The organism is Kibdelosporangium persicum, from assembly GCF_013280595.1.
In the GTDB taxonomy this organism is placed as follows: Bacteria; Actinomycetota; Actinomycetes; order Mycobacteriales; family Pseudonocardiaceae; genus Kibdelosporangium; species Kibdelosporangium persicum.
Window position 1 is genome coordinate 62,167 of sequence record NZ_JAAATY010000017.1, and the last position, 17,748, is coordinate 79,914.

The window sequence follows — 17,748 nt, forward strand, 5'->3', positions numbered from 1 at the left end:
AGGCACGCGTTTGGTCTTGTGCCACAACGGTAACCCGGCTAAACCAGCCCGACACATCAGTAACGCCACCGTCTTTCGCGACACGGTCACGCCCCTGGCCGTGAACCAGCGGAAGAACTCGTCACATCTCCGTAAGGACCGTTAAGTCCCGTTTGGTCGGCGACTACGGCAAGATCGACGCCGATTAGTCACGGAGGTGGTGGTGGAGTGTTCGGTCGACGGATCGGTGCGATGCTGTTGGTGGGTGCACTGTCCAGCGTGGTCGCCGCGTGTGGCACAGACGCAGCCAGTCCGACGCCACCGGGAGGCAACCAACCCGCCCCGCCCTCGATGGTGGATACCTCGGCGGCTGCATCAACACCTGTTGCGGCGCCGGTGCCGGAGCAGTTGAAGTTCACCGCGAAGACCGTCGACGGCCAGAACTTCACCGGGGAGAGCCTGGCGGGGAAGGCGGTCGTGTTGTGGTTCTGGGCACCGTGGTGTCCTAAGTGCCGTGCGGAGGCGGGCAGGGTCGCCACGACCGCCCAGGCCAACAGCGGCAAGGTCACCTTCGTCGGGGTCGCCGCCCAGGACCAGGTGCCCGCGATGAAGAAGTTTGTCACCGACTACCAGGTCGGCGGCTTCCAGCACCTGGCCGATCTCGACGCCGCCATCTGGACCAGGTTCGGAGTCACCCAGCAACCCGCCTACGCGTTCATCAGCCCGGACGGCAAGGTGGACGTGGTCAAGCAGCAACTCTCGGAGTCCGCACTGACCGAGCGGGTCGGCGCGCTGGCCAGGGCGTAATGGATTTCGACGCGTTGGGTTTCGCTCTCGCGGCAGGCATGGTGGCCGTGGTCAATCCGTGCGGCTTCGCGATGCTGCCTGCCTATCTGACCCTGGTGGTCGCGGGCGAAAGCCGGGCTCCGGTGCCCGCTGTGCTGCGTGCGCTGGCCGCGACCGGGTTGATGGCGCTGGGTTTTCTCGTGGTGTTCGGCGCCTTCGGACTGGTGGTGGCGCCGTTGGGTTCGTCGGTGCAGGAGTACCTCCCCGCGGTCACGGTGGTGATCGGTGCCGTGATGGTGGCCCTGGGTGCGTGGATGCTGGCCGGAAAGGAGGTCACGCTCCTGCTTCCGAAACCCCGTGCAGGCGCTCCGACCGCGCGGCTGAGCTCGATGTTCGGTTACGGCCTCGCGTACGCGGTTGTCTCGCTGTCGTGCACCATCGCGCCATTCCTGGCCGTGACCAGCACGACCTTCCGCAGTGGCTCGGTGCTCACCGGGATAGCCGCGTATGTGGCATACGGGCTGGGGATGTCGCTGGTGGTCGGTGTGCTGGCCGTGTCGATCGCGGTCGCCAGCAAGGCCGTAACCACGTGGGTTCGCCGAATTCAGCCGTACATCGGCCGGATCGGCGGAGTCATTCTGGTCCTGGCAGGGCTCTACATCGCCTACTACGGGGTGTACGAGCTGCGCCTGTTCCACGCCGACGGGCCGGCGGAGGACCCGATCGTGGACGCGGCGGGCGCGCTGCAGACAGCGCTGTCGACGTTGGTGGATCGGATCGGGCCGGTGCCGCTGGTGACAGGCTTGGTGGTGCTCATCGGCGCGGTCGCTCTGATCACCCGGCGCCGTGCGCGTGTGTCCTCCCGCGAAGACGAAGACACCTCGGCATGACGCGGCCGTAGTGCCGACTCGAACCGAGCCAGTTTCAGGCGCGTGAGTTCGGACGAGGTGCTCACGTGGGGCGTTGTGCATGATCACCGCGGTGAGCGGGTGGCCTGAGGTTGGCGCCCCGCTCTTGCGATGTGACACTGCCCAGTACAACAACGGCGGCCGCGTGTTCATGGACGTTGATCCGTGGATTCGATTCCGCTTGAGTAACCCATCGATGACTACTGCGGTCAAGCATATCTGGGACGCCCAATACGATATTGGAGCCACGAAGCCCGACTCCTCGAACACCAAAACCGCAGGTAGTCGACAAAGCACGGTCCCGCTCCACCGCATGTCGCCAGTTCACGAACCCGAACGATATTCGAGAATGTGATGAATATCCGTTCCGGTCAACGTTCGAAAGGGCTGCATGGCAAGAAAACGGGGCGGATTCGCACGTGTGGAGCTACGCTGCGCGCGCCCTTAAGGCGGAACACAACAGCAATGCGGGAAACGCGCTCGGTGTCTATTACGGTCGTGATCATATTATCCACACCGACAGGTTCTGGGTAGACGTCGTACCGTAGGCCACACGTTCATCGGCTGGTAGGGTCGGCCTTTGCGGGCCCTGACCCTACCAGCCGCTGCTGTAACGAGGACGTGGACGTGGACAAGGAATACGATGGTCTAATATCCGTTGAATATGGCACATTCTATCTAATCAATTTCCCATTCGTTACAGTCGATGACCCTCGTGCATACGTCCGGCGGGAAGGTGAACGGCATTGGTCGACCACCAGCGGGGTAGGATTTCGTAGCGGCTACAGCGATCATCGCGCAGCAGTCCATATCATATGGAACACGACAAGGCCACCTGCGATCGACCAGCATCCGCGACAAACCGAATCATTTATCATTAGTTCTCCACAGCTGGCCCTCATGACCACGTTAGGGCATCCGGAGTTTACCTTCCCAAGTCACCATACAGGGCGGGTCTCGGTCAGCATTCAGTCGGAGGGAACTGAAGAAATCATCAGAAAGGTTCAACAAGCGCCGTTCCTGTCGGTTGAAGGCGAGGAACGATGGGTAGTCAACATTTGGCCGGATCAAGACTGATGCACATTACTTGACTACAACTGCCCGATCAGACTGAGAGCGTGCAGCTCCAGGTAAGCGATTGGAGTCCAGACTCCGGCACAGATGAGTCACGTGCTGATCCGGCGAAGACGATTCCGCGGGTGTGGCAGGACGAGATCGAAGGCTGGCCGGAGCAGGGCGCGCTGCTACTTGCCGGTCTCAGGCCAGCGCAGCACGGTGAGTTCGGGCCATTGTTCGCGCCAGCGTCGGACCTTGGTCTCGTAGACGCTGCGGGGAGCAAGCACGGGGTTGGGGCGGACGACGAGGTTGAACACGTCGGCAAGGCCGTGCGGCGCGTAGATGCGCCACCGCTCGTCGCTGTCGAGGCGAATGCCCAGGCAACACGTCGTTGCCGCGAACGAATCGATGGCGGCTTCCGTGGAGGTGTAGGGCGCACACGGCACGCCGAAGTGGTTTTCGTACCACAGGTGCACGCGTGCCTCATTGCGGATCTCGACGACCGCTGGCAAGTCACGGAAGACGTTGTCACCGGCCTGGATAACGTCGTTCTCGGCCTCCCAGCTGAGGTCGGCGTCGTCGAAGTAGAACAGGTCGTAGTCCTTGATGCCCTCAGTCGGCGGCCGGCCGGTGACCACGTTCCACACGGTCTGGAACACGCACCCGGCGGTCAGGTACCAGCCTGGAAGGTCCAGCTTCGCGGCGCGGGCCAAGACCTCCGTCAACACCTCGTTGCGCGCGAGAGTCCCGCGCAGCGCGTCGAGTTGTTCGTCCACCGGGAGCCGGCCGATCAGCATGCAGGATGTCTAGCACCAGTGCGACTTCGGCTGCGCTCACGGGTGTCGAGCGTGACCGTGGACCGACGGTCAGCCGTCACGACCGGCGACCACGAAGTCGAGCTGGCAGGAGACGATGCCGAGTTCCGGCATGCGGGCGCCTTCGCGTGAGCCGACGGCGGTGAACGACACCGTGCCTGCGAGCAACTCCTCCAGCGCGATCCGCAGCATGAGCCGTGCCATCGGCGCACCCGGGCAGCGGTGGCGACCGCGCCCGAACGCGAGGTGGTCGGCGATGTTGGGCCGGTCGAGCCGGAACTCGTCCGGATCGGCGAAGACGGTCGCGTCCCGGTTGGCCGAGGCGTAGGTGAGGGTCACCGGTTCCCCGGGCAGGATCTCTCGGCCGAGCACGACGGTCGGCTCGGCCACCGTGCGCGCGAAGCCGCGGTAGGGCGCGTAGAGCCGCAGGAACTCCTCCAGGGCCAGGGGAATGAGTTCCGGCTCGGTCCGCAACCTGGCCTGCAGCTCCTGATCGGCGCCGAGGTGCGCGGCGATCGAGCCGATGACGATCGGCGGCGCGACCATGCCGACCACAAGTGACTGGCGCAGTGCGCCGACGATCTGCTCCTCCTCGAGTGGTTCGCCGTCGACGCGCTGCGCGAGCAGCGAGCTGGCTGGGTCCTCCTCGACGGGACGGGGGTGTTCGCGGCGGTCGGCGACCAGTGCGCGCGCCATGTCGTACATCCGGCCGCTCATGGTGTTCACCACCTCGGCGTCCTGCCGTCGCCACGCCCGCACCCACCGCGCCGCGGTCTCCGCGAGCCGCGGCGCGAGTTCGGCGTCGAGGTTCAGCCACTCGGTGGTGACCCAGGCCGGGAACAGGGCGCCGAACTCCTGCGCGATGTCACCGGACCCTCGCTCCAGCATCGGTGTGAGCACCCGCAGCGCGTGCTCGCGCAGCACGGGCTCCAGCCGGGACAGCCTGCGCCGGGACAGCGTGGCGTCCAGTGCGGTGCGGTATGGCGTGTGCCGGGGAGCGTCGAAGTTGAGCGGCGGCCGGCGCAGGCCGCGCGGGTCGCTGGGCACTACCGCCTTCACCGACGAGATGAAGCGGGAGTCGTCCAGTGCCGCCTTCTTCACCTCCGGATAGGTGGTCAGCGCCCAGAACCCGCCGTAGGCCGAGCTGTAGGCGACCGGGCAGCGCGACCGGAGCCTCCGGTAGAGCGCGTGCACTTCGTCGGGGTCGTCGGACGCGGCGGGGTCGAAGTCCTCGGGAATGTGCCTGGTGTTCACTGCCGCGCTTCCTCCCACGCCGACTCGGGCCGGTCCCGGATATCGGCAAGACGCCGGGACACACCCTGCTCGGTGCGCACGCCCATGTGGTCACCTCTCGACGCCGTGACTCCCGTCGTGTCAGGAATCCTGACTAAGGTGCCCCGCCGACATGTGATTGTCAACTGGTCGACCGGAACGGTTCATGTCATATAACTGCGCGGCGGTGTGGCACCGTGTGAGCGCGGCAGGTGGGAGGTCGGGCGAACGGCCGGCCGACAGGTTACGAGTCTTTGCATGTCAGATCGGCCGACCGTGCCGAACGTCGAAGGTTGCTATTGACGACATATTCTGCGACGCTCGACCACATTGAAGTCGTCAACACGTCACCTGGTCGATGAGGGCCTGCCTGGTCTGACCCAACAGGTGCTCGTCCGGCACGGGCCGACGCCGTCCGCGCCTCCTGCACCCACGGCCTGCGGTTGGTCCTGGTGACGATGCCGCCGCTCACACTCCGTGTCACCGAAGATCGGAGGATCTTGATGCCCACTCCCCGTCGACGAAAGCTGCTCCTCGGCGGTCTCGCCGTCGTCGGGCTCGTCGCTGCCGTGCTCGTGACGACACTGACGATCTCCCGTCAGGACGACGGCGCGCCCGGGGCCTCCTTCGGTTCCTACCGGCCGCAGGCCCGCTTCACCGAGCGGGTCACCGAGTCGTTCTACCTGCCGATGCGTGACGGCACCCGGCTGGCCGTCCGGCTCGACCGCCCGGCCACGGGCGGCAGGCCGGCGCAGGGACGTTTCCCCGTGCTGTGGCAGCACAACCTGTCGATCGACGTCTCGCCGGAGGCCGTCACGGGCCCGGCGGCGAACGGCATCCAGGCGATTCCCTCCCTTACCGGCCACGGCTACGTGGTGGCGCAGGTGGCCCGGCGCGGCAATGGGCAGTCGTTCGGCGTCCGCCGCGGCTACAACGACCGGCTGGAGGCGTCCGACGCCTACCAGATCACCGAGTGGCTGGCCGCGCAGCCGTGGTCGGACGGGAACGTCGGTGTCTACGGCTGCTCCAACACCGGCGACGCCGCGATGCACGCTCTGTCCGTGCGCCCGCCGCACCTCAAGGCCGTGCTGGCCGGGTGCTTCTCCTGGGACAAGTACGACGCGTGGCGGGTCGGCGGGATCTCCGCGCAGTGGGGTTTCGGCCCGTCGCGCACGGTGGAACAGGACCTCGCCAACAAGCCTGTGGACGGCGACCCGGACAAGACGATGCTGCGCGAGGCCGCGATCGAGCATCAGAGTTCCACCGTGCTGGCCGACATGTGGCGGGGAATGCCCTTCCGCGACAGCTGGTCGCCGCAGGTGGCCTCCCGATTCTGGTCCGAGGGCAGCGTCGGGACCTACGCCGACCAGATCCGTGCGGCGAACGTCCCCGTGTACGTGATCGGCGGCTGGCGTGACGAACTGCGCGGACAGGGCATCGCCGCGTTGCTCAACGTGCCCGGGTCGCGGCTGCTCGTCGGCCCGTGGAAGCACTGCGAGAACGCCGGGCTCCAGCTGGTCGAGGAGGCCCATCGCTTCTTCGACCAGCACCTCAAGGGCATCGACACCGGCATCGGCGGCGAACCGCGAATCCGCTACGCGACCCCGGACTCCGACGCCACCGACGGCGCGGACCTGCACTGGCGCACCAGCGACACCTGGCCGCCCGCCGGAATCACCGCGACCACCACCGCGCTGGGCGGGGACGGAATCCTCGGTTCGGACGCGGCAGGTGCTCGCGGTTTCACCGTGAGCACGAAGGCGACGTGCCCGGCGAACGCCGGTTCGGGCCCTTTCGCCCAGCCCTGTTTCATCCCGGGCAGCGGTGTGAGCTGGGCGGGTGAGCCGCTGGCCGGCGACACCGAGCTCACCGGCACCCCGGTCGCGGACCTCACGGTGCGCGTCGACCGGTCCGACGCCCACGTCTTCGCCTACCTCGAGGACGTCGGGCCCGACGGTTCGGTCAGGGTGATCACGGAGGGCCGCCTGCAGGTATCGCTGCGAGCCGAACACCCCGCGCCGTACGCGCTGCCCGAGGGCGTGCCGTGGCACCGGGCCTACGCCCAGGACGCCGCACCCGTCGCGCCGGGAGAGACCGCGCGGCTGCGCTTCGCGATGCTTCCGACGTCGTACCTGGTGCGCGCGGGACACCGAATCCAGGTGACTGTGCGGGGTTACGACCCGCGCGAGACCGGTGTGCTGCCCGACGCGGAGGGCTCACGCATCGAGGTGCTGTCGGGGCAGGCCACCCCGTCGTCGATCGTGCTGCCCCGGCGCCCGTGATCACGCCGGTTCTCGACCTCGTCGTGCACGAAATCAGTACGTCCTCAGGTAAATCCCTTACATTTGACACTTGCATTGACGCTCGATAAGCGGTTCGCACATAATGATGTGCTCTCGATGGGTGAGCGTCCGACGAGGCGCGACGGTGCCTCGGATGAGAGAGGCTGTCGATGAAGACTTCCTTGCTGATGCCGTTGGCGGCCGCGGCGGTCGCCCTGGTGGCGACGGCCGCGGCCGTCGCGGCGCCTGACCGGCCGGCGCCTGAGCCTGCGGTCGTCGCCGTCGCGGCGCCTGACCGTCAGGCGATCGACGTGTTCCACCCCGTCGTGCGTGAACCAGCGGCGCGGAATGGTCGGTACGACGTGGAGTACACCGTCTACCGGCCCGCCGACCTCGGCAAGATCCACGGCCGCCTTCCGGTGGTGGTCTTCGGGAACGGCGCCTGCCGGCACCTGAGCAACGGCGAGTACACCGCCACCCACACTCTCCTTGCCGCGCACGGGTTCCTGGTCGTCGCCGTCGGCGCCTTCGACGAGCCCGTCACCGCCGAGCGCGGCAGCCCACAACCGAAGGTGATCACCGACGGGATCACCTGGGCCGAACGGGAGAACCACAGGCGAGGCAGCGAGCTGCGGGACAGGATCGACACCGGCCGGGTGGCCGTCGCGGGCCACTCCTGTGGTGGCATCGAGGCGATGGTGGCCGGCAGTGACCCGAGAGTGAAGTCGGTGCTGTCCCTCAACAGCGGGTTCTTCGACGACGGGACGCTGGGCTACGGGCGGGAGAACCTCAAGAACCTGCACACGCCGACGCTGTTCCTCGACGGCGGTCCGGACGACGTCGCGTACCCCAACAGCACAGCCAACTTCGCCCAGGTCACCGTGCCGACGGTGCAGGCGACGAACCCGGCGGCGGGGCACGGTGGTTTCTGGACCGGTCTCCGCAACGGGAACGGCGACGTGACCATGCAACAGGAGGCGGTCACGGTGATGGTGAACTGGCTCGACTTCACCCTCAACGGCAACCGGACCGCACGGGCCTACTTCCTCGGCCGGGACTGCGGATTGTGCACCACTCCCGGCTGGACCGTGGCCAGCAGGAACTTCTGACGACCGGAGACACGAATGTCCACAGTGCGCATTCTCGGCGCCGTACTGGCCGTCGCGACGGCCCTGCTCACCGGTGTCCCCGCCGCGGGCGCCACACCGCCGGACACCGAACCGTGCCTCGGAACGGCGACCTGCACGTCGGGTCAGCTCGCGGACGGCACCCCGTACCAGTTCGCCAAACCCGGCCGGTGGAACGGCGTGGTGCTGGTCGACATGGACTTCGCCGCCGGTGGCCTGACCACCCCGCTGACCGCTCGGCTGCTTGACCGCGGGTACGCCGTCGGCGGCACCACCCGGACCGTCACCGGTTGGCGCATCGCGCAGGCGATCGACAACCAGGCGGCCGCGCTCGCCCGCTTCGAGGCCGCGTTCGGCCAGGCCCGGTGGGCCATCGCGGAAGGCCGCTCGATGGGTGGCTTCGTCGCCGCCGGTGCCGCACAGGTGCACCACCGCGTGTTCGACGCCGCGGTGCCGATGTGCGGTGGTCTCGGCGGCTCGGTCGGGCAGTGGAACCAGAAGCTCGACACCGTCTTCACGTTGAAGACGTTGCTGTTCGGTGACACCACGCTGCCTGTCACCGGCATCCCCGCCGACGTGCCGGGCGCGCAGCGGCAGTGGATCGCGGCACTCACCGGGGCACAGTCCACAGCGGACGGACGGGCGCGCATCGCGCTCGCGGCCGCGATCGGCCAGCTGCCGGGCTGGGGGCTCGCGCCGGACGGCACGGCGACGCCGATGCCGGACCGGTGGGACGCGGCCGGTGTCGAGAACGGCATGTTCCTCGCGCTGGCCGGCGGTCCGTTGCCCTACATCGGCCAGGCGATGAGCAGCAGGCGCGCCATCGAGCAGCTGGCCGGCGGCAACCCGTCGTGGAACACCGGCGTCGACTACGCCCGGCAGTTCGCACTCGCTGACCCGAGCCAGCGGCACGCCGTCCTGAGGTTGTACGCGGAGGCGGGGCTGGACCTGCGTGCGGATCTGCGGACGTTGGCCGCGGCGCCACGGGTGGACGCGGACCCGGCCGCGGTGTCCTACCTCGCCAAGGGCATCGTGTTCACGGGTGACCTGCGCGTCCCGGTGCTCACCGTCAATGCCATCGGCGACCAGATCTCCACTGTGGCGCAACAGGATTCCTACGGTGCGTTGGCTCACCGGGAGGGCAACAGCAGGTTGTTGCGCCAGACCTACGTGCGCACCGCGGGGCACTGCACGTTCACGGTCGGGGAGCAGGTGGCCGCGATCGACGTGATGTGGCAACGGTTGCGGACCGGCCACTGGCCGGAGGTCTCACCGAGCGCGATGAACCGGCAGGCGGGCGACGGCCGGTACCTGAGCTACGACCCGCTCCGGTTCAACCGGCCGTACTCGGGCTGACAAAAAAGGGGGTGTCCTTCGCCGCGGCGAAGGACACCCCCTTTTTTTTTGGTTCAGAGCCAAGGCGGCAGCGCCGGCAGCGCCGGGAAGCGCCGTCGGCCGGTGAGCCAGGCCGCCAGCTCGGGCGCGGACATGGTGACGGACAGGGGATCGCCGTGACCCGTGACGTGCCAGGTCTGGCCCGCGCACGTCAGTGTGAGGGCCGGGCCGTTCGCTTTCTTGTCCCGCCACCGGGCGACGTCGGCCACGAGCGCCTCACAGACACCGTCGGGCAGATCGGCGAAGTCCGTGCCCGCGTCAAGGTCCACCGCGTGGACCGCTACCTCACGGGTGCGCAGCCACAGGATCTCGGACGCCGGAACCGTACGGCCCTGCGCGGTCACCACCTCGGCCCGCCACCGGTCGCCAGGCAGGCTCGCGACGTCCTCGGCGAACGCTGTGGCCGTCGCACGGACCTGTGCGCGCAGTTCCGCGGGCGGCCGGGCAGCGCCCAGTTCGATCTCCCTGGCCCGGTCGCCGGCCGAGGCGTACATCGGCGTCGGCACACCGGTCCTGGCCCACGCGATCAGCCGGCGCAGGGCGTCGGCGTTGGCCGCGACGTGGGCGACGACGTGGGCGCGCGTCCAGCCCGGGAGCACCTCGGCGGTGAACCCGTCGTCCGGCACCTTGTCCACAGTGGACAGGAACAGTCCGGTCGCCGCCTCGGTCATGCCGGCACCGGGGCGTACCCGCGGGCCACGTTGGTCAGCGTGCCGATCCCCTCGATCTCGGTGCTCACGGTCGACCCGTCCCGCAGGTACCGCCGCGGGTCCCTGGCATGGCCGACGCCGCCCGGAGTGCCGGTCGCGATGACGTCGCCGGGGCGCAGGGTCACGATCGTGGAGACGTAGCGGACCAGCGCCACCGGGTCGAAGACGAGGTCCGCGGTGGTCGACTCCTGCACGACCTCGCCGTCGACCGTGCACCGCAGGGCCAGCGCGGGCCGCACGCCGCCCGGCAGTTCGTCCGGGGTGACCAGCACCGGGCCGAAGGGCGTGCTGCCCTCGAACGTCTTGCCCTGCAACCACTGCGGCGTCCGGTACTGCCAGTCCCGCATGGTGATGTCGTTGAGGGCCGAGAAGCCGGCGATCGCGGCCGCGGCCTGGTCCTCGGTCGCGTGGCGGACCGCCGCGCCGATGACGACCGCCAGTTCGGCCTCCCAGTCCACCGCGCCGGACGCCGGGTCGAGCGCGATGTCGTCCCGCGGTCCCACCAGCGCCTCGGCGTACTTGGCGAACAGCGTCGGGTGCGTGGGCAGCTCACGGCCCATCTCGAGGATGTGGTTGCGGTAGTTCAACCCGACGCACACGATCTTGCCCGGCCGGGGGACCGGCGGCGCCAGGTCTGTCACGGGCAGGCGGGCGCCGTCCCTGGCCGCGACCGCGCGCCAGTCGGCGCCGGCGAGCAGTGCGCCGAGGTCCGGTGCGGGCAGTTCGACCGCGGTCCGGTCGTCGAGCAGCCGGGCGGCCGTGGTCCTGCCGTCGACGCGCAGTGTCGCGAGCCTCATGCCTGTCCCTCCTGGACGCGATGGGCGTGCAGTCCTTCGAAGATCGGTGTGTCGCTGAACCGGAACAGGTCGAGGTCGGTGTCCGCGGTGAACGAGCAGGGCACCCACGAGGGCACGGCGACGAGGTCGCCGCGTTCCACCCGCCATTCGCGGTCGCCGAGTGAGACCCGGCCCGCGCCGTCGAAGACCTGCCACACCGACGACCCGACCTCACGGCGGACCGTGGTGGCCGCGCCGGCCCGGAGGCGGTGCATCTCGGCGCGCACGGTAGGCAGCACATCGCCGCCCGTGGTGGGGTTGCTGAACCGGATCGCCGCGTGCCCCGGGGCCACCACGCCCGGCTGCCCCTCCGCTTCGAGTTCGAGCTGGGCCGACAGGGCGGCGTCGGTGTGCTCCCAGCGATAGGCGGTGATCGGGGACGACGGCGTGGGTCCCGGCTGGGAGACCGGGCGCAGTCCGGGGTACGCCCACAGCCGCTCGGCGTACGAGCGGTCCGGGGTCGCGCGGTTTTCGACCGCGTCCGGGCCCAGCTCGAAGAACGCCGAGCCCATGGCGTGCACGAACGGGATGTCCAGCCCGTCGAGCCAGGCCATCGGGGTGTCGCTCTGGTTGTGGTGGCCGTGGAAGCGCCAGCCCGGCGTGAGCAGCAGGTCGCCCCGGCGCATCGCCACGGCGTCGCCGTCCACGACGGTCCACACGCCCTCGCCCTCGACGACGAACCGGAAGGCGTGCTGGGTGTGCCGGTGGACCGGGGCGTCCTCGCGCGGGTTCAGGTACTGGATCGCGGCCCACAGGGTCGGCGTCGCATAGGGCGCGCCGCCGAGACCGGGGTTGGCGAGTGCGATGGCCCGCCGCTCGCCGCCGCGCCCGACCGGGACCAGATCACCGGAGCGCCGGGCGATCTCCAGCAGCCGGGCCCACCGCCACACGTGCGCGGCCGCGGCCGGTTTGGGGCTCGCCGGCATCAGGTCGCCGATCTCGGTCCACAGTGGAACGAGCAGTTCGCTCTCGAAGTCGCGGTAGAGGCGCGCGAGTTCGGGGGAAGGCGCTGGCTGTCCGGGTGTGTCCGGCATCGCGAGCCGGACCGGGGACTCCGTCGTCGACGTCATGGGCACCGACGGTACCGATGTTCTGCTGGGCGGTATCTATCATTCTGCTGTGCGGAACAAACCTGTCTACAGCATTGACTCGGTCGACCACGCGCTGCGCCTCGCCGTCCTTCTGCGGCAGGAAGGACCGCTGCGGGTCACGGAAGCCGCGCAGCGGCTCGGGGTGGCCAGATCGACGGCCCATCGCCTGCTCGCCATGCTCGTGTACCGGGAGTTCGCCGTGCAGGATGAGGATCGGCGCTACGTCGCGGGCCCGGTGCTGCGGCCGGTCGCCGAGGAGCCGGTCGTGAACCTGCGCGAGGTGGCGCTGCCGCACCTGCGTGAGCTGGTCCGGCGCTGCGGGGAGACCGTCAACCTCACCGTGCTCGACGGCGCCGACGTGCGGTTCGTGGCGAGCGTGGAGTGCGACCGGGTCCTGCGCGTCGGGGACCGCGAGGGCCGGTTGCTGCCCGCCCGGCTCACCTCGGGCGGCCTGGCGATCCTCGGGGCCCGCGACGAGGAGGACCTGACGCCGTTCTGCGCCGAGGACACCGACCTTCCCGTGGTGCGCAGGGCGGTGCGCAAGGTCCGCCGCGAGGGCTTCGCGATCAACGACCAACGCACCGAGGCGGGCGTGACCGCCGTCGGTCGCGCACTGCGGGACGCGGCGGGAAAACCCGTCGCCGCCGTGTCGATCGCCATGCCGACCGCACGCTATGACCGGACGCGCCTGCCGGAATGGGTCGCCCTGCTGACCGCCACCGCTTCCGCGATCGAGCGGACCCTCGGTCTTGACACGACCCAGGGCGGACGTTAGACACTATTGCTCACGGCCGTAATTCAAACGCATGTATATGACCGGCGGGAGCACCGATGCTCAAGTCCCGTAGAACCCTCCTCGTGCCCCTGGCCGCGGTGCTCGTCGCCGCGGCGGGCTGCGGGAGCGGCACGTCCGACGACCCTGGCCAGGCCCCCGCCGACCGCGCGAGCGCCGTCCACCACGACAAACTTCCCCAGCAGTTCAAGGACTCCGGGGTGATCCGCTTCGCCGGCGACTCACACCCGCCGTACCGGATCGTCGGCGGGGACGGCAAGACGGTCACCGGCGTCGACCAGGACCTCCAGCGGGCGCTCGGCGCCGTGCTCGGTGTGCGGACCGAGATCACCATCGTGCCCGGCCTCCCCGCCGCGTTGTCCGGCATGCTCTCCGGCCGTTATGACGGCTTCAACGGCCCGGTCAAGGACACCGCGGAGCGGGAGGAGAAGTTCGACGCCATCGTCTGGATGGTCACCCGGACCGCCTACCTCATCCCCGAGTCCGGGCCGCGCGACGTCAAGGCAAGCAGCGATCTGTGCGGCAAGCGGGTGGCCGCGGTGGACGGCAGCATCGTCCAGGACCAGCTCACCCGCCTGGCCCGCTGGTGTGCCGACAAGGGCAAGCCCGCCGTGCAGTTCGTCGGGTTCGCCGACACCAACGGCACCATCCTCGCCGCCAAGTCCGGCCGGGTCGACGCGGCGGGCATGACCGAGAGCGCCGCGCTCGACGCGATGGCCGCGGAGAAGGGCAAGTTCACCTACGTCACGCAGACCGACGAGCAGGGCGCCGGTGTCGACCAGCTGGCCATGCTCGTGCCGAAGTCCAGCGGTCTCGGCCCGGTCATGCTCGAGGCGTTCAAGGAGATCTTCGCGAACGGCCAGTACGCCAAGATCATGAAGCAGTACGGCCTGGAGAACGTCGCGGTGGACCAGCCCAAGCTCAACACGGCGGCCCAGCGATGACCGCGACCACGACGGCGGCCGCACCGGACGTGGACGTCGCCACCGCACGCCCCCGGCCCCGGCCGTTGCGGTGGCTCGGCGGCGCCGTGCTCGCCGTGGTCGCGGCCCAGATCGCCTGGTTTCTGACCCACAACGACCGGCTCGAGTGGCCAGTCGTCGCCGAGTACCTGTTCGACGCCAACGTGCTGGCCGGGCTCGCGACCTCGATCGGGCTGACCGTCGCCGCGATGGTGGCCGGCTCCGCGCTCGGAGTGCTGCTCGCCACCGGGCAGCTGGCCGCCTTCGCGCCGGTGCGGTGGGCGTGCACGCTCTACGTGGGAGTGTTCCGCGGCATTCCGCCGCTGGTGCAGCTGCTGTTCTGGTTCAACCTCGCCTACCTGCTGCCCCGGCTGTCGATCGGCATCCCGTTCGGACCGACGTTCGAGTCGTGGTCCACCAACGACGTGGTCACCCCGCTGACCGCCGCCCTGGTCGGGCTCACGCTGCACGAGTCCGCGTACATGGCCGAGATCGTCCGCGCCGGCATCCTCTCGGTGGCCGCCGGCCAGCGGGACGCGGCGATGGCGATGGGCTTCACCGGCGGGCAGGCGTTCGTCCGCGTGGTGCTGCCACAGGCGATGCGGGTGATCATCCCGCCGACCGGCAGCCAGTTCATCTCGCTGCTGAAGGGCACGTCGCTGGTGAGCGTCATCGCGATGACCGACCTGTTGCACGCCGTCCAGTCCGTCTACAACCAGACCTACCAGATCGTCCCGCTGCTGATCGTCGCCTGCTTCTGGTACCTCGTGGTGGTCACCGCGCTCTCGTTCGGCCAGCAGCGCCTCGAACGGCGGTTCGGCCGTGGGCAACGATCCGCCACGGGGAGGTGGCCGGCATGACCGGAAATCCGAACGGCCCGGTGCTGAGCATCAGGAACGTCCGGCGCAGCTTCGGCACGCACGCCGCGCTTGACGGGGTGAGCCTCGACGTGGAGCAGGGCGAGGTGGTCGCGGTCATCGGGCCGTCGGGCTCCGGCAAGTCCACCCTGGTGCGCTGCGTGCACCAGCTCGAGCCGATCGACAGCGGCGCCATGTACCTCGACGGTGAGCTGCTCGGCTACGAGCACCACGCCGGCAGGCTGCGCCCGCTGCCCGCCCGCCGGGTCGCCGACCAGCGCCGCCGGATGGGCATGGTGTTCCAGCAGTTCCAGCTCTTCGGTCACTGGACGGTGCTGCGCAACATCACCGAGGCGCAGGTGCGGGTGCACGGCCGCAGCCGGGAGCAGGCGCGGGAACGTGCCATGGAGCTGCTCGGCAAGGTGGGCCTGGCGGAGAAGGCGGACGCCCACCCCGGTCAGCTCTCCGGCGGTCAGCAGCAGCGGGTGGCGATCGCCCGGGCGCTGGCCACCCGGCCGCGGATCATGCTGCTCGACGAGCCGACCAGCGCGCTGGACCCGGAACTGGTCGACGAGGTGCTGACGGTGATCCGCGACCTCGCGGCGGCGGGCATGACGATGATCATCGTCACCCACGAGATCGCGTTCGCGCGCGAGGTGGCCGACCGCTACGTGTTCATGGACCGCGGCCGGGTCGTCGAACAGGGCCCGGTCGCCGGCGTGCTCGGCGACGGCACCTCCGACCGGCTGCGTGCGTTCCTGTCCCGCTACACCCAGCAGCTCAGCGACTCGGGGGAGGCGCGGACCAGTGTCTGACGCGGTGACCATGCTCTCAGTCGGGGACCTCGTGCTCGATGAGCCGGACCCGGCGTCGTTCCTCGTGCCCGCCAGGCCCGTCCTGGCAGGCGGCGACGTCGTCGTCGGCCATGTCGAGGTGCCGCACAGCACCTCGGACGTCCAGGTCAGCACGGACATCCCGGCGCCACCGGCCGACCCGGCCGCGCTGCACGCCCTGGCGGACGCCGGTTTCCACGTCGTGACCCTGGCCGGCAACCACGTGTACGACGTCGGCGACGTCGGCGTGACCGACACGATCGCGCACGCCCGGGCGGCCGGGCTCGCGACCGCGGGGGCGGGGCCGGACCTCGCCTCCGCCCGGGAGCCGGCCGTGCTGGAGCGCCACGGGCTGCGCATCGGGGTGCTCAGTTACAACCTCGTCGGTCCCCGCGAGTCGTGGGCCACCTCGCGCAAGGCCGGCTGCGCCTACGTCCGGGTGCTCACGCACTACGAGCTGGACCACGCGAGCCCCGGCGGCCCGCCGAGCGTCTACACCTTCGCCGAGCCCGCGAGCCTGGCGGCGATGACCGACGACATCGCCGCGCTCGCCGAGCGGGTGGACGTCGTCGCGGTGTCGATGCACAAGGGCGTCGGGCACACGCCCGCGGTGCTGGCGATGTACGAGCAACCGGTCGCGCGGGCGGCGGTCGACGCCGGCGCGCACGTCGTGTTCGGCCACCACGCGCACATCATGCGCGGTATCGAGGTCTACCGGGGACGGCCGATCTTCCACGGGCTCGGCAACTTCGTCACCGTCACCCACGCGCTCACCCCGACCGGCAACGACAGTGCCGAACGCGCCGCCTGGGCACGCAAGCGGGTCGAGCTGTACGGCTTCGCGCCGGACCCCGAAATGCCGTACTACCCGTTCCACCCGGAGAGCAGGAACACCGTCATCGCCGTCTGCCGGTTCGGCGCCGACGGCCTGGTGTCAGCCGGGTTCGTGCCGTGCTGGATCGACACCGCCGGCCGCCCGGTGCCACTGTCCCGTTCGGACGGTGGCGAGCAGGTCGCCGAGTACGTCCGGCGCATCGGTGTGCAGGCCGGGCTGGCCACCGAGTTCGCCTGGGACGGTGACTCCGTCGTCCTGCCCGGTGTCGGCTGAGGCTCAGCCGGCGAAGTCACTGCCGTGCCCGCGCACCAGCGCGGCGACGTTCTTGTCGTACTGGCCGACCACCTGTTTCACGCGTTGCTCCGCGAGCAGTGCGAGCTCGTCGTACAGCTCCGTGAACAGCGCCCTGGCCTGTGCTCTCGGCCACGGCTGTGGCAGCAGCGCCGCCGGCAGTTCCGGGTCGAGGCCGGGGAAGCGGCGCCACGCGTCCATGAGTGCCGTGCGCAGCACCAGGGCCTCGGCCGTGCCGACCTGCCCGGTCAGCAACCGCTGCCGCACCGACGTGTACTCCTCGATCAGCGCGGTGTAGCGGCCGCGTAGCCCGTCGAGGTCCCACGCGTTGATGGGATGGCCGCCCGCCGGGCTGCCGTCGATCACCTCGGACCGCAGCACCGTCGCGGTGTCGATGGCGAGTTCGGCCAGCACCGAGGTGATGTCGGCGACCCGTTCGTGCGGGGACACCCACACGCCGTCGAACAGGGACGCGAAGCCGAGCCACGCCAGCCGGGTACGGAGGGCGTGGCGCAGGTCCCGCTGGTCCTCGGGCACCGAGAACACCGCGACCGTCCACTGGCCGGACCAGGGCAACTCCTCGGCGCCGAACGTGATGATGTGGCGCAGACCCTCCGCGAGCACCTGCGCCGCACGGCCGCTCAGCGCGTAGGACGTGTGCCGGCCGGTGCGGGACAGCTCCAGCAGGCCACGGCGGGACAGCCTGCTCAACGCCGCCCGCGCGCTGACCTCGGTGATGCCGAACTCGCCGAGCAGCGCGACGAGCGCGGCGGAGGGCAGCGGAGCCCGCTGGCCGTACCAGTAGTCGCCGAGCAGCGTGAGGAGCAGGTGCTGAGGGCTGCCGCCGGTCTGCATCCGGGGGAGCGCAGGCCGGTCTCGAGGGACGGCGATCATGCATTAACTGTACAGTTCTTCGCCCG

Annotated in this window: 18 protein-coding genes; 12 read left to right on the forward strand and 6 right to left on the reverse strand. The window is 69.7% G+C overall.

The window, feature by feature from the left end:
* Window positions 1–375: 375 nt before the first annotated feature.
* The 4 genes from GC106_RS27305 (at window position 376) to GC106_RS27320 (ending at window position 2,750) form a co-directional block, all read left to right on the forward strand.
* On the forward strand, window positions 376–786 hold the full coding sequence (locus tag GC106_RS27305; RefSeq protein ID WP_312872884.1) for a protein disulfide oxidoreductase: 411 nt from the start codon (window positions 376–378) through the stop codon (window positions 784–786).
* A complete protein-coding gene (locus GC106_RS27310; RefSeq protein ID WP_173136460.1) occupies window positions 786–1,655 on the forward strand; it encodes a cytochrome c biogenesis CcdA family protein in 870 nt (289 codons plus the stop codon). Before GC106_RS27305 ends, GC106_RS27310 begins: the two co-directional genes overlap by 1 nt.
* A 257-nt stretch (window positions 1,656–1,912) precedes the next feature.
* Entirely contained in the window at window positions 1,913–2,221 is a 309-nt protein-coding gene (locus GC106_RS49965; protein ID WP_173136462.1) for a NucA/NucB deoxyribonuclease domain-containing protein, read from the forward strand.
* Between the two features lie 79 nt (window positions 2,222–2,300).
* Window positions 2,301–2,750: a hypothetical protein gene (locus GC106_RS27320; protein WP_173136464.1), complete on the forward strand. Its 450-nt coding sequence runs from the start codon at window positions 2,301–2,303 to the stop codon at window positions 2,748–2,750.
* 167 nt (window positions 2,751–2,917) lie between these two features.
* Here GC106_RS27320 and GC106_RS27325 read toward each other — a convergent pair whose 3' ends face one another.
* A complete protein-coding gene (locus GC106_RS27325; protein WP_217281027.1) occupies window positions 2,918–3,526 on the reverse strand; it encodes a nucleotidyltransferase family protein in 609 nt (202 codons plus the stop codon).
* Between the two features lie 69 nt (window positions 3,527–3,595).
* Window positions 3,596–4,798 (reverse strand): cytochrome P450, encoded by a 1,203-nt coding sequence (locus GC106_RS49455; RefSeq protein ID WP_312872885.1) that lies wholly within the window; start codon window positions 4,796–4,798, stop codon window positions 3,596–3,598.
* A 521-nt stretch (window positions 4,799–5,319) separates the two neighbouring features.
* Between GC106_RS49455 and GC106_RS27335 the strand changes: the two genes are divergently transcribed.
* From GC106_RS27335 to GC106_RS27345, 3 genes are all read left to right on the forward strand, one after another.
* On the forward strand, window positions 5,320–7,098 hold the full coding sequence (locus GC106_RS27335) for a CocE/NonD family hydrolase (RefSeq protein WP_173136468.1): 1,779 nt from the start codon (window positions 5,320–5,322) through the stop codon (window positions 7,096–7,098).
* A 170-nt stretch (window positions 7,099–7,268) separates the two neighbouring features.
* Window positions 7,269–8,207 (forward strand): poly(ethylene terephthalate) hydrolase family protein, encoded by a 939-nt coding sequence (locus tag GC106_RS27340; RefSeq protein ID WP_173136470.1) that lies wholly within the window; start codon window positions 7,269–7,271, stop codon window positions 8,205–8,207.
* 15 nt (window positions 8,208–8,222) lie between these two features.
* Window positions 8,223–9,581, forward strand: a complete 1,359-nt coding sequence (locus tag GC106_RS27345; protein WP_173136472.1) for a hypothetical protein — start codon at window positions 8,223–8,225, stop codon at window positions 9,579–9,581.
* A 53-nt stretch (window positions 9,582–9,634) separates the two neighbouring features.
* Here GC106_RS27345 and GC106_RS27350 read toward each other — a convergent pair whose 3' ends face one another.
* The 3 genes from GC106_RS27350 to GC106_RS27360 are packed head-to-tail and all read right to left on the reverse strand — an operon-like array spanning window position 9,635 to window position 12,236.
* Window positions 9,635–10,291 (reverse strand): maleylpyruvate isomerase family mycothiol-dependent enzyme, encoded by a 657-nt coding sequence (locus tag GC106_RS27350; protein WP_173136473.1) that lies wholly within the window; start codon window positions 10,289–10,291, stop codon window positions 9,635–9,637.
* Entirely contained in the window at window positions 10,288–11,127 is an 840-nt protein-coding gene (locus GC106_RS27355; RefSeq protein ID WP_173136475.1) for a fumarylacetoacetate hydrolase family protein, read from the reverse strand. Before GC106_RS27355 ends, GC106_RS27350 begins: the two co-directional genes overlap by 4 nt.
* Window positions 11,124–12,236, reverse strand: coding sequence for a cupin domain-containing protein (locus tag GC106_RS27360; protein WP_173136477.1), 1,113 nt, complete (start codon window positions 12,234–12,236; stop codon window positions 11,124–11,126). The genes GC106_RS27355 and GC106_RS27360 overlap by 4 nt, the downstream gene beginning before the upstream one ends.
* A gap of 49 nt (window positions 12,237–12,285) precedes the next feature.
* On the opposite strand from GC106_RS27360, the gene GC106_RS27365 reads away from it, so the two are divergent.
* From GC106_RS27365 to GC106_RS27385, 5 genes are read left to right on the forward strand one after another with little or no spacing between them, the layout of a single operon-like run.
* Window positions 12,286–13,032: an IclR family transcriptional regulator gene (locus GC106_RS27365; RefSeq protein ID WP_173136479.1), complete on the forward strand. Its 747-nt coding sequence runs from the start codon at window positions 12,286–12,288 to the stop codon at window positions 13,030–13,032.
* Between the two features lie 56 nt (window positions 13,033–13,088).
* A complete protein-coding gene (locus GC106_RS27370) occupies window positions 13,089–13,994 on the forward strand; it encodes a transporter substrate-binding domain-containing protein (RefSeq protein ID WP_173136481.1) in 906 nt (301 codons plus the stop codon).
* A complete protein-coding gene (locus GC106_RS27375; protein WP_173136483.1) occupies window positions 13,991–14,872 on the forward strand; it encodes an amino acid ABC transporter permease in 882 nt (293 codons plus the stop codon). The genes GC106_RS27370 and GC106_RS27375 overlap by 4 nt, the downstream gene beginning before the upstream one ends.
* Window positions 14,869–15,684 carry an amino acid ABC transporter ATP-binding protein gene (locus GC106_RS27380; protein WP_173136485.1) on the forward strand — a complete coding sequence of 272 codons (816 nt, stop codon included), beginning with the start codon at window positions 14,869–14,871 and terminating at the stop codon, window positions 15,682–15,684. The genes GC106_RS27375 and GC106_RS27380 overlap by 4 nt, the downstream gene beginning before the upstream one ends.
* Before the next feature lie 10 nt (window positions 15,685–15,694).
* Window positions 15,695–16,810, forward strand: coding sequence for a CapA family protein (locus GC106_RS27385; protein ID WP_173136743.1), 1,116 nt, complete (start codon window positions 15,695–15,697; stop codon window positions 16,808–16,810).
* A 3-nt stretch (window positions 16,811–16,813) separates the two neighbouring features.
* Here GC106_RS27385 and GC106_RS27390 read toward each other — a convergent pair whose 3' ends face one another.
* Complete coding sequence (locus GC106_RS27390) at window positions 16,814–17,722, reverse strand: PaaX family transcriptional regulator (protein WP_173136487.1); 909 nt, start codon at window positions 17,720–17,722, stop codon at window positions 16,814–16,816.
* Window positions 17,723–17,748 lie beyond the last annotated feature (26 nt).

Coding starts and splice junctions, on each gene's coding strand:
- GC106_RS27350 (WP_173136473.1), bottom strand. CDS start 10,291: ATGACCGAGGCGGCGACCGGACTGTTCCTGTCCACTGTGGACAAGGTG.
- GC106_RS27390 (WP_173136487.1), bottom strand. CDS start 17,722: ATGATCGCCGTCCCTCGAGACCGGCCTGCGCTCCCCCGGATGCAGACC.
- GC106_RS27385 (WP_173136743.1), top strand. CDS start 15,695: ATGCTCTCAGTCGGGGACCTCGTGCTCGATGAGCCGGACCCGGCGTCG.
- GC106_RS27325 (WP_217281027.1), bottom strand. CDS start 3,526: ATGCTGATCGGCCGGCTCCCGGTGGACGAACAACTCGACGCGCTGCGC.
- GC106_RS27335 (WP_173136468.1), top strand. CDS start 5,320: ATGCCCACTCCCCGTCGACGAAAGCTGCTCCTCGGCGGTCTCGCCGTC.
- GC106_RS27310 (WP_173136460.1), top strand. CDS start 786: ATGGATTTCGACGCGTTGGGTTTCGCTCTCGCGGCAGGCATGGTGGCC.
- GC106_RS27380 (WP_173136485.1), top strand. CDS start 14,869: ATGACCGGAAATCCGAACGGCCCGGTGCTGAGCATCAGGAACGTCCGG.
- GC106_RS27370 (WP_173136481.1), top strand. CDS start 13,089: ATGCTCAAGTCCCGTAGAACCCTCCTCGTGCCCCTGGCCGCGGTGCTC.
- GC106_RS27345 (WP_173136472.1), top strand. CDS start 8,223: ATGTCCACAGTGCGCATTCTCGGCGCCGTACTGGCCGTCGCGACGGCC.
- GC106_RS27355 (WP_173136475.1), bottom strand. CDS start 11,127: ATGAGGCTCGCGACACTGCGCGTCGACGGCAGGACCACGGCCGCCCGG.
- GC106_RS27340 (WP_173136470.1), top strand. CDS start 7,269: ATGAAGACTTCCTTGCTGATGCCGTTGGCGGCCGCGGCGGTCGCCCTG.
- GC106_RS27360 (WP_173136477.1), bottom strand. CDS start 12,236: ATGACGTCGACGACGGAGTCCCCGGTCCGGCTCGCGATGCCGGACACA.
- GC106_RS27375 (WP_173136483.1), top strand. CDS start 13,991: ATGACCGCGACCACGACGGCGGCCGCACCGGACGTGGACGTCGCCACC.